Origin of the sequence: Streptomyces sp. AA1529, assembly GCF_000280905.1 — a bacterium.
GTDB lineage: Bacteria > Actinomycetota > Actinomycetes > Streptomycetales > Streptomycetaceae > Streptomyces.
The window spans coordinates 1-14,166 of record NZ_ALAP01000049.1 but is presented as its reverse complement, the minus strand read 5'-3'; the positions used below and the strand labels follow the sequence as shown (position 1 = coordinate 14,166).

Here is a 14,166-nt window from a genome sequence, read left to right as displayed (position 1 = left end):
GCGCACACCTTAGATACAACACGCATGCCTGCGCAGACGCCATCCGCCATGTGGGACGGAGCGTGCCCCGCCGCCCGGGGCCCGGGCGGCGGGGCACGCGAACGGGGGTGCGAGCGCGGGCACGCGAACGGGGGTGCGAGCGCGGGCACGCGAACGGGGGTGCGGGGCAGTGCCCCGCACCCCCGGTGCGTTCGGTCACGGCTCGCGGCCGCCGCCTGTCAAGCCCACATCACGGGTCGCCCGGTCAGGCGCACGCCATGAGCCGGCCCGTCAGGACCACGTCACTCATCGCTCTCTCAGGACCACGTCATGAGCCGCTTGGGCCGCTCCAGCACCGCCGCGGTGTCCGCCAGCACCTTGGAGCCCAGCTCCCCGTCCACCAGCCGGTGATCGAAGGAGAGCGCCAGCGTGGTGACATGCCGCGGCTTGACCTTGCCCTTGTGCACCCAGGGCTGCTCGCGGATCCGGCCGAAGGCAAGAATGGCGGACTCACCCGGGTTGAGGATCGGCGTACCGGTGTCCACGCCGAAGACGCCGACATTGGTGATCGTCACCGTGCCCCCGTTCATCGCGGCCGGGCTGGTCTTCCCCTCACGTGCCGTACCGACCAGCTCACCGAGCGCGGACGCCAGTTCGGGCAGGGTCTTCTCCTGTGCGTCCTTGATGTTGGGAACGACCAGCCCGCGCGGCGTGGCCGCCGCGATCCCCAGGTTGACGTAGTGCTTGCGCACGATCTCCTGGTGTTCCTCGTCCCAGGACGCGTTGACGTCCGGGTTGCGCCGGATCGCCAGCAGGAACGCCTTGGCGACGAGGAGCAGCGGATTGACCCGGACCCCGGCCAGCTCGGGATCCTGCTTGAGCTGCCCGATCAGCTTCATCGTGCGCGTGACGTCCACCGTCACGAACTCGGTGACGTGCGGCGCCGTGAACGCACTGCCGACCATCGCCTGCGCCGTGGCCTTCCGCACCCCCTTCACCGGGATGCGGGTCTCCCGGACGCCGGGGACCGCGGGCTCCGGTGCCGCCTCCGCGGCCGGTTCCGCCGCGGCGACGGGTGCGGGAGCCGCCGGCGCGGGGGTCCGGGCCGGTGCCGCGGCCGCATGCACGTCGTCGCGGGTGACGATGCCGTCCGGACCGGTCGGCGTGACAGTGCTCAGATCGACACCCAGATCCTTGGCGAGCTTGCGCACCGGGGGCTTGGCGAGCGGCCGCGGCCCGCCGGGCGCGACCGGAGCCGCCGCCCCGCTCCCGTTGCTCGCCGGTACCGGAGCGGGCGTCGGAGCGGTGGCCCGCTCCCCGGCCGGAGCCGGAGCAGGTGCCGCCGCGTCCGCCGCACCGGCCGCCGGCTTGCGCGGGCGGCGCTTGGTCGAACTGGCGCCGACGCCGTACCCGACCAGCACGGGCTGCCGCCCCTCGGGCTCGGCCTCCTCGCCGCCGGCCTGCGCGGCCTCCGCCTCACCCGCGACCTCGGCGGCCGCCGCGGGCCCGGTCTCCATCGCGGGCTGGGCGGCGGAGGCGTCCCCGCCGCCGGTGCCGGTGGCCGGGCCACCGGTGTCGACGGTGATGATCGGCGTACCGACGTCGACCGTCGTGCCCTCGTCGAACCGCAGCTCGTGCACCAGCCCGTTGAAGGGGATGGGCAGCTCCACCGCGGCCTTGGCCGTCTCCACCTCGCAGACGACCTGCCCGTCGGTGACCGTGTCACCGGGCTGGACGAACCACTTGAGGATCTCCGCCTCGGTGAGCCCCTCGCCCACGTCGGGCATCTTGAACTCGCGGACTCCGGCGGCCGCCTGTCCGGTCTGTGCGCTGTTGGTCATCGTCACGCTCTCCTCAGTACGCCAGCGCGCGGTCGACGGCATCGAGCACCCGGTCCAGGTTCGGCAGGTACTCGTCCTCCAGCCGGGCCGGTGGGTACGGCGCGTGGAAACCGCCCACCCGCAGTACCGGTGCTTCAAGATGGTAGAAGCACCGCTCGGTGATGCGGGCGGCGATCTCCGCTCCGGTACCGAGGAAGACCGGGGCCTCGTGGACGAGCACGAGACGGCCCGTCTTCTCGACGGAGCGCTGCACCGTGTCGAAGTCGATGGGCGACATCGAACGCAGGTCCACGACCTCCAGCGAGTTGCCCTCCTCCTCGGCGGCGGCCGCCGCCTCCAGGCAGACCTTCACCATCGGGCCGTAAGCCGCGACGGTCACCGCACTGCCCTGCCGGGCCACCTGCGCGGAGTGCAGCGGCGCCGGAATGGCGGACGGGTCGACCTCGCCCTTGTCCCAGTAGCGCCGCTTCGGCTCGAAGAAGATCACCGGGTCGTCGCTCTCGATGGCCTGCTGCATCATCCAGTAGGCGTCCGAGGCGTTCGAGGGCGAGACGCACTTGAGCCCCGCCACATGCGCGAACAGCGCTTCCGGCGACTCGCTGTGGTGCTCCACCGCACCGATGCCGCCGCCGTAGGGGATACGGATGACGACCGGCAGCTTGATCTTGCCCAGCGCCCGCGCGTGCATCTTGGCGAGCTGGGTGACGATCTGGTCGTAGGCGGGGAAGACGAAACCGTCGAACTGGATCTCGACCACGGGACGGTACCCGCGCAGCGCCAGCCCGATCGCGGTGCCGACGATGCCGGACTCGGCCAGCGGCGTGTCGATGACCCGGTCCTCGCCGAAGTCCTTCTGGAGCCCGTCGGTGACCCGGAAGACCCCGCCGAGCTTGCCGACGTCCTCGCCCATGACGAGGACCTTGGGGTCGTTCTCCAGTGCCGTGCGCAGCGAGGAGTTGATCGCCTTGGCGACGGGAAGCTTCTGGGCGGCCGCGGAGGCCGTGCCGGTGGCGGCCATCAGCGGCCCTCCTGGGAATCCGAGTCGGCGAACGAGGCGAGATACGAGGCGAACTGGGCGCGCTCCTCGTCGACCAGCGCATGCCCGTCCGCGTAGGCGTTCTCGAAGATCGCCATGGTGTCGGGGTCGGGCATGGTGCGGATCGCCTCCCGCACATGCCGCCCCATGGCCTCGCTCTCCTCCTCCACACCGGCGAAGAAGGCGTCGTCGGCCAGACCCGCGCTCTCCAGGTAGACCCGCAGCCGCTGGATCGGGTCCTTGGCCTCCCACTCGGTGCGCTCCTCGTCGGAGCGGTAGCGCGTGGGGTCGTCGGACGTGGTGTGGGCGCCCATCCGGTAGGTGAACGCCTCGATCAGCATCGGGCCCTCACCCGCGCGGGCCCGCTCCACGGCGGCCTTGGTCACCGCGAGGCAGGCCAGCACGTCGTTGCCGTCCACCCGCACCCCGGGGAAACCGAAGCCCTGGGCCCGCTGGTAGATCGGCACCCGCGACTGGCGCTCGGTGGGCTCCGAGATCGCCCACTGGTTGTTCTGGCAGAAGAAGACCACCGGAGCGTTGTAGACCGCGGAGAACGTGAACGCCTCGGCGACGTCTCCCTGGCTGGAGGCGCCGTCACCGAAATAGGCGATCACCGCCGAGTCGGCGCCGTCCTTGGCCACGCCCATCGCGTACCCGGTCGCGTGCAGCACCTGGGAGCCGATGACGATCGTGTAGAGGTGGAAGTTGTTGGTGTTCGGATCCCAGCCGCCGTTGTTCACCCCGCGGAACATGCCCAGCAGCATCGTCGGATCCACGTCGCGGCACCAGGCGACGCCGTGCTCGCGGTAGGTGGGGAAGACGTAGTCGTCCGGGCGCAGCGCGCGGCCGGAACCGATCTGCGCGGCCTCCTGGCCCAGCAGCGAGGCCCACAGCCCCAGCTCGCCCTGCCGCTGCAGCGCCGTGGCCTCGGCGTCGAACCGCCGGGTCAGCACCATGTCGCGGTAGAGGCCCTGGATCTCCTCGGCACTCAGATCCACGTCGTAGTCCGGATGGGTGACCCGCTCGCCCTCGGGGGTCAGAAGCTGGACCAGCTCCGGCTCGGGCTGCCCGGGGCCGTCGCCGGGGGCGCGGGTGCGGGCCTTCGCCGAGCCCCTGGCCTTCGCGGGGGCCTTCGCCGGGGCCTTCGCGGAGGCCTTCGCGGTGGCCCTGCCCTTCGCGGGGGCCTTGGCAGCGGCCTTCGCGGCGCTCTTGGCGGGGGCCTTCCGGGTGGTCTTCCCGGCGCTCTTGGTGCCGCCGGTGCCGCCGGTGCTCTCGGCGGCCGGCTTGCGGGACGTCTTCGCCGCCGCCTTGCGGGGCGTGCCCGCGGCCGTCGCGGCCTCCGGGGCCTCGGCCGTCCCGTTCCCGGCGGCCCTGCCGGTGGCGGCCTGGGTGGCGCGCTTTCCTCCGGTGCCGCTGCGGCGCGCGTCGCTCCGCGCGGCAGTGCTCTCCACGGTCACGTGTGCTCCTCCGTCTGTCCGGCCGCCGGGATTGCCGGTGACCTGGGGCTCCCCCACCCACTGGCGGGGGGAGGCTCGCCCGGTCCCGTGCGGCGCACGGGGTGGGAGCGTCGCGGTCGGCACCGGGCGGTGACTGCTGTCCCGGTCGCGGCCACGCTGTCCCGACCCCGGCCGGGACACCCCAGCCATGGCTGGCATCTCCATAGACGCACGAGGCGGCCCTGACCTGCAACTTTGCTCGGATATCCAAGTAAGAACGAGGAACCCCGAGCAATTGTGCGAAGAATCGGGACATCACTGGTCACGGCTTCGCGAGCCGCGGACCTCCGCACGGTAACCCGGGGTGCGGGAGCCCGGGAAGAGTGGAGAGCCGATCAATATGTGAGACTGAGAAAATGCCCGAAAATGGACGAACCCGGGTATACCTGGTCGACGATCACGAGATCGTCCGCCGAGGCGTGCGCGACATGCTCACGGCCGACCCCGGCGTCGAGATCGCCGGCGAAGCCGGTACAGCAGCCGCCGCGCTCACCGGGATCGCCGCCGCCCGGGCCGACGTGGCCATCCTCGACGTACGGCTCCCCGACGGCAGCGGCATCGAAGTCTGCCGCGAGGTGCGCTCCCGCGACGAGAGCGTGCGCTGCCTGATGCTCACCTCCTACGCCGACGACGAGGCACTCCTCGCCTCCGTGGTGGCCGGCGCCTCCGGCTACGTACTCAAAGGGCTGACCGGCGGCGAACTCCTGCACGCCGTACACCAGGTCGCCGCCGGCGTCTCGCTGCTCGACCCGGCCGACACCCGGCGCGTCCTGGACCGGCTGCGCGACCGGGGCACCGGCGGCCCCCCGGACGAACGGCTCGGCGCGCTCTCCGCCCAGGAGCGGACGATCCTGGGACTCATCGGAGAAGGACTGACCAACCGGGCCATCGGAGAACGGCTCCACCTCGCCGAGAAGACGGTGAAGAACTATGTCTCCGGGCTGCTGGGGAAATTGGGCATGGAGCGGCGGTCTCAGGCCGCCGCGTACATTGCGCGGATCCGCGCGGCCCACGACGACTGAGCCGCGCCCCCTTCCGGGGGCGCCGTGTCCCCCTTCGCGGGGTGCCCCCGTCTGTTGTTCGCCTCGGTGCGGCGCCGTTGTCGGGGCGTTCGCCCCCGAACCCCCTTAGCGGGGGGCCGTTGGGGGTGCAGCGCCCCCGACACGACCGCTCGGCGGCAGCCGAACACGACGGGGGCGTGCCACCACAACGCAACGCGCCCGTGGGGAAGGGGAACTGACGCCGCGGACTCGCGCCCCGCGAAGGGGGTCGCGCGCCCCGCGAAGGGGGGGTGCGCAGTGAAGGGGAGCACTGTTTCAGTCGCAGAAGGCGGATCGGACGGCCGGGTAGTGGGCGGTCCACCAGACGACCAGCGCGGCCGCCGCCGGGAACTGAGGGTCGGTCCGCACATCGCACAGCTGGTAGCGCCAGCGCAGCATCCAGAAGTCGTTCAGCCGCTCCCACCACACCCGGTGCACGGCGGCGGCCAGCTCCGCGCGGGAGGCTCCCGCGGCTCCCCGGTAGGCGCGGGCGAAGGCGCGCACCTTCCGCAGATCCAGGGTGCCGCCCGGGCGCAGGAAGAAGATCGCCGCCCCGCGGACGGCCTCCTCGGCCCGCGGATGCACCCCCAGCCGGTCCCAGTCCAGGATCGCCACCGGGCGGGGGCTGCGGCCCGGGGGCGCGTAGAGCAGGTTGAGCGGATGGAAGTCGCCGTGCACCCAGCCGGTGAAGCGGTCCGGGACCGCACCCGGCCGGGCGTCCGCGTGGCGGCGCAGCAGTTCGCGGCGCTCGGTGAGCCGGTGCTCGGCCAGCTCGTCGAAACTGTCCCGGTTGCGGCGGCTGCGGACCCGCTCCAGCAGCTCGCCGATCGTGTCGTACGTGGCGGCCGGATCGGCGCTCTCGTGCTCGGCGCTCGGCGGGTCGGGCAGCGCCCGGGCGAGCCGGACGTGGACCCGCCCCAGCAGGGCGCCCAGTTGCCGGGACTGCCCCGCGGTCAGCTCGGTGCCGTGCCGGTGGGTGCCCTCGATCCACGGATGCAGCGCGAAGCAGCGCCCCTCGGCCACGGTGACGGTCCCGCCGCCGGATCCCGGCACCACCGGCACGACCGGCAGCCCCAGCTCGCCCAGCCGGTCGGTGGCACGGTGCTGGCGCTCGATCCGGTCGAGCGAACCCGGTCCGTCGAGATGGTGTTTGAGGAAATAGCCGCCGCGGGCGGTCGTCAGGCGGTAGCCCCTGTTGAGCAGTCCGTGCGAGACCGGTGTGCACGAGAGGGGCTCCCCGACACCGTCGTACTGCCGCAGCAGAGAGTGGAGCGTGCCCTCCGTGAGGGCGGGGGAAGACGGCTGCACGGCCGCATCGTAGAGCCACCAGGGGGCCGCGCGCCGCCTCGTCAACCCGCGGTGGACGAGGCGTCAAACCGGAGTTGACCAGCGGGCGCGCTCACCCCGGATCCGCCGGGCGCGACCACCGAGTGGCGGCCTCCCCGGCACACGCGGCTCCGCCGGCTACTGCTCGGTACCGCTGTCCGTACCGGCGTCGCCGTCGCCGGCGCTGCCGCCGTCGTTGGCACCGCCGCCACCGTCCGCGTCCCCGGTGGGCGGCGACTGGCTCTTGGTCGGCTTGCCCCCGTTGCCGCCGTTCCCGGAACCGCCGCCGTTGCTGCCGCTGCCCGTCTGGCTCGGGTCGCCGGTCTCGGAGGGCTGCGTCTCACTCGGCTGCGTGTCGCTCGGATACGACTCGGAGGGCCGGTCGGTCGGAGTCCAGTCGCCATTGCCCTGGTCGGTGCCCGGCTGGTCCTCCTCGGTCTCCGTCGGCGTGGACGAGGGCTTCTTGGAGGGCTTGTCGGTCTCCGACTGGGTCGTACTGGGGTCCGGCTTGTCCTGCTTGTTGTCCTTGGCGTCGTTCCCGTTGAGGGCGAAGAAGATCCCGCCCGCTATGGCGATCACCGCGAGAAAGGCGACCAGCGCGTACCGGACACCCTTGCCGCCACCACCGCCCCGGCCGCCCCGCCGGGGCCCGCCGTCGAAACCACCGTCGTCCTCCCGGGAGCCCGCCAGCATCGGAGCGCCCATCTGGGAGGTGTCGGAGTGCGAGGGGTGCGGCCGGGCGCCCGCTCCCGCGGCGCCCATCACCTGGGTGGCGGCCCCCTGCTGCGCCACCGGACCGGTGTTCCACAGGCCGCCGGTGTGGCCGCCCTGCTCGTTCAGCATCTGCAGCGCGTACTGCGTCAGCCCGCGCATCTCCTCAGCGGACTGGAACCGGTCGTCCGGCTCCTTGGCCAGCGCCCGCATCACCAGACCGTCCAGCTCCGGCGGGGTGCTGTCCGAGACCTGCGAGGGCAGCACCGGGTCGTCCTGGACGTGCTGGTAGACCACCGACAGCGGCGTCTCCCCGGTGAACGGGGGCCGCCGGGTCAGCAGCTCGTACAGCAGGCAGCCGGTGGCGTAGAGGTCGGAGCGGGTGTCGACGGTCTTGCCGAGCGCCTGCTCGGGGGAGAGGTACTGCGGGGTGCCCATCACCATGCCGGTCTGGGTCATGGTGTTGGAGGCGCCGTGCAGCGCGCGGGCGATGCCGAAGTCCATCACCTTGACCGCGCCGCCCCGTGTGATGATCACGTTCGCGGGCTTGATGTCGCGGTGCACGATCCCGTGCTGGTGGCTGTAGGCCAGCGCCTCCAGCACCCCCGAGACGATGATCAGCGCCTGGTCCGGCGGCGGTGCGTCGGCGTTCAGCAGCAGATCGCGGATGGTGCTGCCCTCGACCAGCTCCATCACGATGTAGGGGGTGATGTTGCCGCCGATCAGCTCCTCACCGGAGTCGTAGACGGCGACGACCGAGTGGTGGTTGAGGCCCGCGACCGACTGGGCCTCGCGCGTGAAGCGCGCCTTGGAGACGGGGTCCTCGGCGAGGTCGGAGCGCAGCAGCTTGACCGCGACCGTGCGGCCGAGCCGCACGTCCTCGGCGCCGAACACCTCGGCCATGCCGCCGCGGCCGAGGCGGTGCGTCAGGCGGTACCTGCCGTCACCCACCAGGCCGTTGTTGCCCCACAACTCCGGCGAATCGGGCAGGGAGCCGCCGCCCGTCGCGTCGGGGTCCGAAGGGCCCCCAGCGGCTTGCGTCTGTGCCATGAGTCCTCGCCGTAGATTCGAATCCGCGGACTTTCACGCGGTGGACACTCCCCCCGAGGAGGCTACAGGCACGCGGGGGGTGCAAAGGGTGGGACGGAGTACCGAAGCCAACGAGCGGTCATCCAACAAGCTCCGAAGCGCCCCCGCAAGTCGGTCTCGGAATCACCCCGGACCGCCCCGCACACACCCTGTCCGCGCCTGCTGAGAGGCACCCTCTAGGCTCGTGGAACCGTTCGGGACTGCGCTCGCGAAGGGCTTATGCGCATTCGGTCACGGAACGGGCAACCAACTTGACGTGACCGAACCCCCGGGCAAACTTGGGCCAGTATCAGGGTCAAGGATCACTCAACGTACCTGCACGGGGGCAGCGCCGCCGAGGGGGAAGCAGTCAGATGAGCGACGACGGCGCACAGGCGGCCGGCAACTACTTGGGCCGCATGGTCGGCGGGGGGCGCTTCCAGCTCCGTTCACTGCTCGGCGCCGGTGGGATGGCCTCCGTATATCTCGCCTACGACTCCGTGCTCGACCGGCAGGTGGCCGTCAAGACCCTGCACACCGAGCTCGGCCGGGAACAGTCCTTCCGCGAGCGCTTCCGCCGCGAGGCGCAGTCGGTCGCCAAACTGACCCACACCAACATCGTCTCCGTCTTCGACTCCGGCGAGGACGAGATCGACGGCGCGCTGGTGCCGTACATCGTCATGGAGTACGTCGAGGGCAAGCCGCTGCGCACGGTCCTGGACGAGGACATCACCCAGTACGGTGCGATGCCCGCCGAGAAGGCCCTGAAGATCACCGGCGATGTGCTGGCGGCCCTCGAGGTCAGCCACGAGATGGGCCTCGTGCACCGGGACATCAAGCCCGGCAACGTGATGCTCACCAAGCGTGGTGTGGTCAAGGTCATGGACTTCGGCATCGCCCGGGCCATGCAGTCCGGTGTGACCTCCATGACACAGACCGGCATGGTCGTCGGCACCCCGCAGTACCTCTCCCCCGAGCAGGCCCTCGGCCGCGGGGTGGACGCCCGCTCCGACCTGTACTCGGTCGGCATCATGCTCTTCGAGCTGCTCACCGGGCGGCTGCCGTTCGACGCGGACTCGCCGCTGGCCATCGCCTACGCGCACGTCCAGGAGGAGCCGCCCACGCCCTCCTCCATCAACCAGTCCATCCCCCCGGCCGTGGACGCGCTGGTCGCCCGGACCCTGAAGAAGAACCCCAACGAGCGCTTCCCCTCCGCCGAGGCCATGCACGACGAGGCCAACCGGATCGGCGGCTCCGGGGTCGCCTCCGGCGCCTCGCCGATCATCATCAGCGGCGGACCGCCCGCCAACAGCGGTGCCGGGGTCGGACAGGCCGTCTTCCCGCCGGTCGACGCGGCCTCCCAGCCCCAGCAGGGCGGCGTGCAGACGCCCTACCAGCCGCAGGGGCAGCCGGGACAGCAGCCGGGGCCGTACAACAGCGGGGGCTTCGGGCCCTCCACCCCCCGCCCCCCACCCAGACCTCCCCCGCACCCGGCTACGGATACCCGCAGTCGTCCTACGGCAGCGGCGGCCCCGCCACCCCGCCGCCCTACACGATGAACGCGACCGGCTCCGGCCCGGGCAACGGCGGCTCGGGCAGAAAGCCGTCGGCCGGTGCCATGGCCGGGTACGGTCTGGCCGCCGTCGCCGTCATCGTCGCCCTGGTCTTCGTGATCATCGGACTCACCGACAGCGGCGGGGCCGACCCCGACCCCAAGCCCACCGCCAAGCCGAAGCCCACCCAGAGCGCCGACCCCGCGGGCAGCTCCGGGGACAGCGGCGGCGACGACGGCGGCTCGGACTCGGGCGGCTACAAGGGCCCGGACACCAGCCGCACCATCGACTCCACCCGCTGCACCGACGCCACGAAGTCCTACAGCGACAAGAGCAAGGTCATGGTCCCCGAGCTGACCTACAAGGACCTCACCTCGGTCAAGGCGTGCCTGCGCGCCGCCGGGTGGAAGCTCGGCGAGGTGACCACCGAGGACGAGAACGTGTGGGGCAAGAACACCGTCCTGGAGCAGACCCCGGACTACCTCGACGACTTCGACCCGGACAAGGACAAGATCGACCTGACCGTCTCCACGGGCCAGCCCGCGGACTGAGGTCCGGCCGCGCGGCCGGGTTCCGTAAGACGGCCAGGGTCCGCGGTCCGCACGGACGCAGCGCCTTCACATGTCCCCGGGTGTCCGCACCCGGGGACATGCTCGTCAGTCCTCCGCCATCCGCCGCACCTCCACCACGCGGAACCGGCCCGAGACGAAGTCCCCGTCGCACAGCGTGCAGTTGGCCGCCGGGTTGCCACCCGAACCGTGGAAGTCGCTGAAGGCGGCCGTCTGGTTGACGTAGACGCCACCCGTCAGATTGAGGGAGAGCTGCGCGGGCTCGTCGAAGCACACCTCCTCCAGTTGCCGTGCCACCTCGGAGGAGGTGGTGTATCCGGCGACCGTCATGGCGCCCTTCGCCTGGAGCGTGTGCCGCAGCAGCTCCAGCGCATCCTCCGTGGAGCCGACGGCCACCGCGAAGGAGACCGGGCCGAAGCACTCGTCCTGATACGCGCCCTCGGACTCCGGCTCGGTGGCGTCCAGTTTGACGATCGCGGGGGTACGCACCGTGGCGTCGGGGAACTCCGGATTCTGCACGGTGCGGGAGGCCAGGGCCACCTCGCCCAGCGAGGGCGCCGCCTCCAGCCGCGTACGCACCTGCTCGTTGACCAGGGCGCCCAGCAGCGCGTTGGCCCGCGCGTCGTCGCCGAGCAGCTTGTCCACCGCGGCCGCCAGGTCGGCCACCACCTCGTCATAGCTCCTGGGCCCGGACTCGGTGGCGATGCCGGCCGCCGGGATCAGCAGATTCTGCGGCGTGGTGCACATCTGACCGCTGTAGAGCGACAGCGAGAAGGCGAGGTTGGCGAGCATGCCCTGGTAGTCGTCGGTGGAGTCGATGACGACCGTGTTGACACCGGACTTCTCCGTGTGGACCCGCGCCTGGCGGGCATGGGACTCCAGCCACTCGCCGAACGCGGAGCCCCCGGTGTAGTCGATCACCCGGATCTCGGGCCGGACGGCCAGGTCCCTGGCGATGCCGTCGCCCTCCGCCTCGGCCGCCAGCGCCACCAGATCGGCGTCGAAGCCCGCCTCCGCGAGGACCTCGCGGGCGATCCGCACCGTCAGCGCGAGCGGGAGCACGGCTCGCGGGTGCGGCTTGACCAGCACGGCGTTCCCGGTGGCGAGCGAGGCGAAGAACCCGGGGAAGCCGTTCCAGGTGGGGAAGGTGTTGCAGCCGATCAGCAGCGCGACACCGCGCCCGGCCGGGGTGAACTCCTTGGTGACCCGCAGCGGGTCGCGCTTGCCCTGCGGCTTCTCCCAGCTGACCCGCGCGGGGGTGCGCACCTGCTCCGCGTAGGCGTAGGCCACCGCCTCCATGCCGCGGTCCTGAGCGTGCGGCCCGCCGGCCTGGAAAGCCATCATGAACGCCTGGCCGCTGGTGTGCATCACGGCCTGCGCGAACTCCGGGGTGCGGGCGCTGATCCGCGCCAGGATCTCCAGGCACACCGCGGCGCGCACCTCGGCCCCGGCCTTCCGCCACGCGGGCAGCGCGCCGCGCATGACCGGCAGCAGGGCGTCGACGGCTCCCTCGTCCATACGGGGGTAGGAGATACCCAGCTCCGGCCCGTACGGCGACACCTCGGTGGCCACCCATTCGCCGGAGACCGGCTGGCCGGGCAGCTCGAAGCGGCTGCCGCACAGCGCGTCGAAGGCCGCCTTGCCCTGCTCGGCCGCGCCCTCGCCGTACGCCTTCGGGTGCTCGGGGTGCGGGGTCCAGAACTCCCGGCCCGCGATGGCCTCCAGCGCGCGGTCCAGGGTGGGGCGGTGGGTGTCGACGAGCTGGGCAGTGGTCGTTCCGATACCGGTGGTCACGCAGGACCAACTCCTCGCTGAGCTGGGACGGAATGCGGGGTGGGCACGGCGTTGCCGGAGCCGCTCACCTGGTAGATACTGCTACCGAACGATCGGTCGGTGCAAGGGGGCCCGGGAAGCTGTGGAAAACTCCGCTCGGCACCCCGCGCGGGGCCCGGCGCCGCGGGGCGCGCGTCCCACCTCCCGGCGCCCGGCGGCACCGGGGGACGGCCCGGCTAGCATCGGCCGCATGCCCACGGTCAAGCGCGACACCTACACGCCCGACTCGCTGCTCTCCGTCGCCGTGCGGGTGTTCAACGAGCGGGGCTACGACGGCACCTCGATGGAGCACCTGTCCCAGGCGGCCGGGATCTCCAAGTCGTCCATCTACCACCACGTACGCGGCAAGGAAGAGCTGCTGCGCAGGGGGATAAGCCGGGCGCTCGACGAGCTGTTCGCGGTCCTGGAGGAGCCCCGGGCGCGCGAGGGGCGGGCGGTGGAGCGGCTGGAGCACGTCACCCGCCGCACGGTGGAGGTGCTGCTGGCCGAGCTGCCGTACGTGACGCTGCTGCTGCGGGTGCGCGGGAACACCGAGACGGAGATCTGGGCGATGTCCCGGCGCCGGGAGTTCGACCAGCGGGTGGCCGAGCTGGTCAAGCAGGCGGCGGCGGACGGGGACCTGCGTGCCGATGTCGACGCCCGGCTCGCGACCCGGCTGCTGTTCGGCATGATCAATTCGATCGCCGAGTGGTACCGCCCGGAACGCGCGGGGCACCCGGGCGCGGCGGACGGCACGACGCCCGAGGCGGGCGGCACCGGCACCAGCAGCGCCGAGGTGGCCGAGGCCGTCGTCCGCACCGCCTTCGCGGGCCTGCGCACCGGCTGAGAGCCCGCGGGGCTACGGGCCCGGCTCCAGGTCGGTCTCCTCGAACACCAGCAGCGTGCGGGTGCTCAGCACCTCCGGCATGGACTGGATGCGGGTCAGCACCAGGTCCCGCAGGGCCCGGTTGTCCGGGGTGTGCACCAGCAGCAGCACGTCGAAGTCCCCGCTGACCAGCGCGATGTGGGCCGCGCCCGGCAGCTCCCGGAGCTTCTCGCGGACGCTGCGCCAGGAGTCCTGGACGATCTTGAGGGTGATGTAGGCCGAGGCTCCGTGGCCCGCGCGCTCCTGGTCGACGCGGGCGCTGAAACCGCGGATCACCCCGTCGTCGATCAGCCGGTTGATGCGCGCGTACGCGTTGGCGCGGGAGACGTGCACCCGCTCGGCGACCGACCGCACGGACGCCCGGCCGTCCGCGCGCAGCAGCCGCAGGATGTCCCGGTCGACGGAGTCCAGCGGCCGGGCGGGAAGCCGGTGCCCGGCCGGTGGGTCCGGGTCCCCGGGGCCGTTGGCCATATGTTCACCCCGCACGGTCCTTCGCCTCCCCCGCATGGACACTCTGCGGACATCGAACGGTTTTGCGGGCCAGTTGTCCACAGGCGAAGGCCACCCGTAGCCAAAATGTGCCGTCGACCGAACAATCGGTAGGGGTGGCCCACGCGGTCACCGGCCCGGCCTGCCGGTGGTACGGCCATCGGCAGGCCGGCGCGCCAGAAGGCCGGCGCGCACCGGGCGTACCCGCAGCCCGCACGCGCCGCAGCCCGCCCCACGAGGAGGTGCTCGTCATGACGGTCCTAGAGCAGCCAGGAACCTACGCCCCCGCCCCTCCCCCCTCGTGGCGCCCCCGCACCGAGGCCGCGCCGCTCCTCCCCGAGGCGGAGCCGTACCGCGTCC

The 14,166-nt window shown here is 72.1% G+C and carries 9 protein-coding genes and 1 pseudogene; 3 read left to right on the top strand and 7 right to left on the bottom strand.

Going from position 1 to position 14,166, the window contains the following annotated elements:
* Positions 1-296: 296 nt before the first annotated feature.
* The 3 genes from A949_RS0114920 to pdhA are packed head-to-tail and all read right to left on the bottom strand — an operon-like array spanning position 297 to position 4,313.
* Positions 297-1,820, bottom strand: a complete 1,524-nt coding sequence (locus A949_RS0114920; protein WP_019356817.1) for a dihydrolipoamide acetyltransferase family protein — start codon at positions 1,818-1,820, stop codon at positions 297-299.
* Positions 1,821-1,833: 13 nt separating this feature from the next.
* Positions 1,834-2,838 carry an alpha-ketoacid dehydrogenase subunit beta gene (locus tag A949_RS0114915; RefSeq protein WP_019356816.1) on the bottom strand — a complete coding sequence of 335 codons (1,005 nt, stop codon included), beginning with the start codon at positions 2,836-2,838 and terminating at the stop codon, positions 1,834-1,836.
* Entirely contained in the window at positions 2,838-4,313 is a 1,476-nt protein-coding gene (gene pdhA / locus A949_RS0114910) for a pyruvate dehydrogenase (acetyl-transferring) E1 component subunit alpha (RefSeq protein WP_019356815.1), read from the bottom strand. The genes A949_RS0114915 and pdhA overlap by 1 nt, the downstream gene beginning before the upstream one ends.
* Positions 4,314-4,708: 395 nt before the next feature.
* On the opposite strand from pdhA, the gene A949_RS0114905 reads away from it, so the two are divergent.
* Positions 4,709-5,374 (top strand): response regulator, encoded by a 666-nt coding sequence (locus A949_RS0114905; RefSeq protein WP_026004656.1) that lies wholly within the window; start codon positions 4,709-4,711, stop codon positions 5,372-5,374.
* 294 nt (positions 5,375-5,668) lie between these two features.
* On the opposite strand, the gene A949_RS0114900 is transcribed toward A949_RS0114905, so the two are convergent.
* Both A949_RS0114900 and A949_RS0114895 read right to left on the bottom strand, forming a co-directional pair.
* Positions 5,669-6,700, bottom strand: coding sequence for a phosphotransferase (locus tag A949_RS0114900; RefSeq protein WP_019356813.1), 1,032 nt, complete (start codon positions 6,698-6,700; stop codon positions 5,669-5,671).
* Between the two features lie 156 nt (positions 6,701-6,856).
* The gene (locus A949_RS0114895) at positions 6,857-8,479 is read right to left on the bottom strand and encodes a protein kinase domain-containing protein (protein WP_026004655.1); all 1,623 of its coding nucleotides are present in this window, start codon (positions 8,477-8,479) and stop codon (positions 6,857-6,859) included.
* 392 nt (positions 8,480-8,871) lie between these two features.
* Between A949_RS0114895 and A949_RS33510 the strand changes: the two are divergent.
* A pseudogene (locus A949_RS33510) lies at positions 8,872-10,601 on the top strand (protein kinase domain-containing protein).
* A 105-nt stretch (positions 10,602-10,706) separates the two neighbouring features.
* Here the strand turns inward: A949_RS33510 and paaN are convergent.
* On the bottom strand, positions 10,707-12,413 hold the full coding sequence (gene paaN / locus A949_RS0114885; protein WP_019356810.1) for a phenylacetic acid degradation protein PaaN: 1,707 nt from the start codon (positions 12,411-12,413) through the stop codon (positions 10,707-10,709).
* A 229-nt stretch (positions 12,414-12,642) separates the two neighbouring features.
* Between paaN and A949_RS0114880 the strand changes: the two genes are divergently transcribed.
* Entirely contained in the window at positions 12,643-13,278 is a 636-nt protein-coding gene (locus tag A949_RS0114880) for a TetR/AcrR family transcriptional regulator (RefSeq protein ID WP_019356809.1), read from the top strand.
* Between the two features lie 12 nt (positions 13,279-13,290).
* On the opposite strand, the gene A949_RS0114875 is transcribed toward A949_RS0114880, so the two are convergent.
* Positions 13,291-13,788 carry an Lrp/AsnC family transcriptional regulator gene (locus A949_RS0114875; RefSeq protein WP_019356808.1) on the bottom strand — a complete coding sequence of 166 codons (498 nt, stop codon included), beginning with the start codon at positions 13,786-13,788 and terminating at the stop codon, positions 13,291-13,293.
* Positions 13,789-14,166 lie beyond the last annotated feature (378 nt).

Excerpts from the sequence above, each read along its gene's own strand:
- A949_RS0114880 (WP_019356809.1), top strand. The coding sequence starts at position 12,643 with ATGCCCACGGTCAAGCGCGACACCTACACGCCCGACTCGCTGCTCTCC.
- A949_RS0114905 (WP_026004656.1), top strand. The coding sequence starts at position 4,709 with ATGCCCGAAAATGGACGAACCCGGGTATACCTGGTCGACGATCACGAG.
- A949_RS0114875 (WP_019356808.1), bottom strand. The coding sequence starts at position 13,788 with ATGGCCAACGGCCCCGGGGACCCGGACCCACCGGCCGGGCACCGGCTT.
- A949_RS0114920 (WP_019356817.1), bottom strand. The coding sequence starts at position 1,820 with ATGACCAACAGCGCACAGACCGGACAGGCGGCCGCCGGAGTCCGCGAG.
- A949_RS0114895 (WP_026004655.1), bottom strand. The coding sequence starts at position 8,479 with ATGGCACAGACGCAAGCCGCTGGGGGCCCTTCGGACCCCGACGCGACG.
- A949_RS0114915 (WP_019356816.1), bottom strand. The coding sequence starts at position 2,838 with ATGGCCGCCACCGGCACGGCCTCCGCGGCCGCCCAGAAGCTTCCCGTC.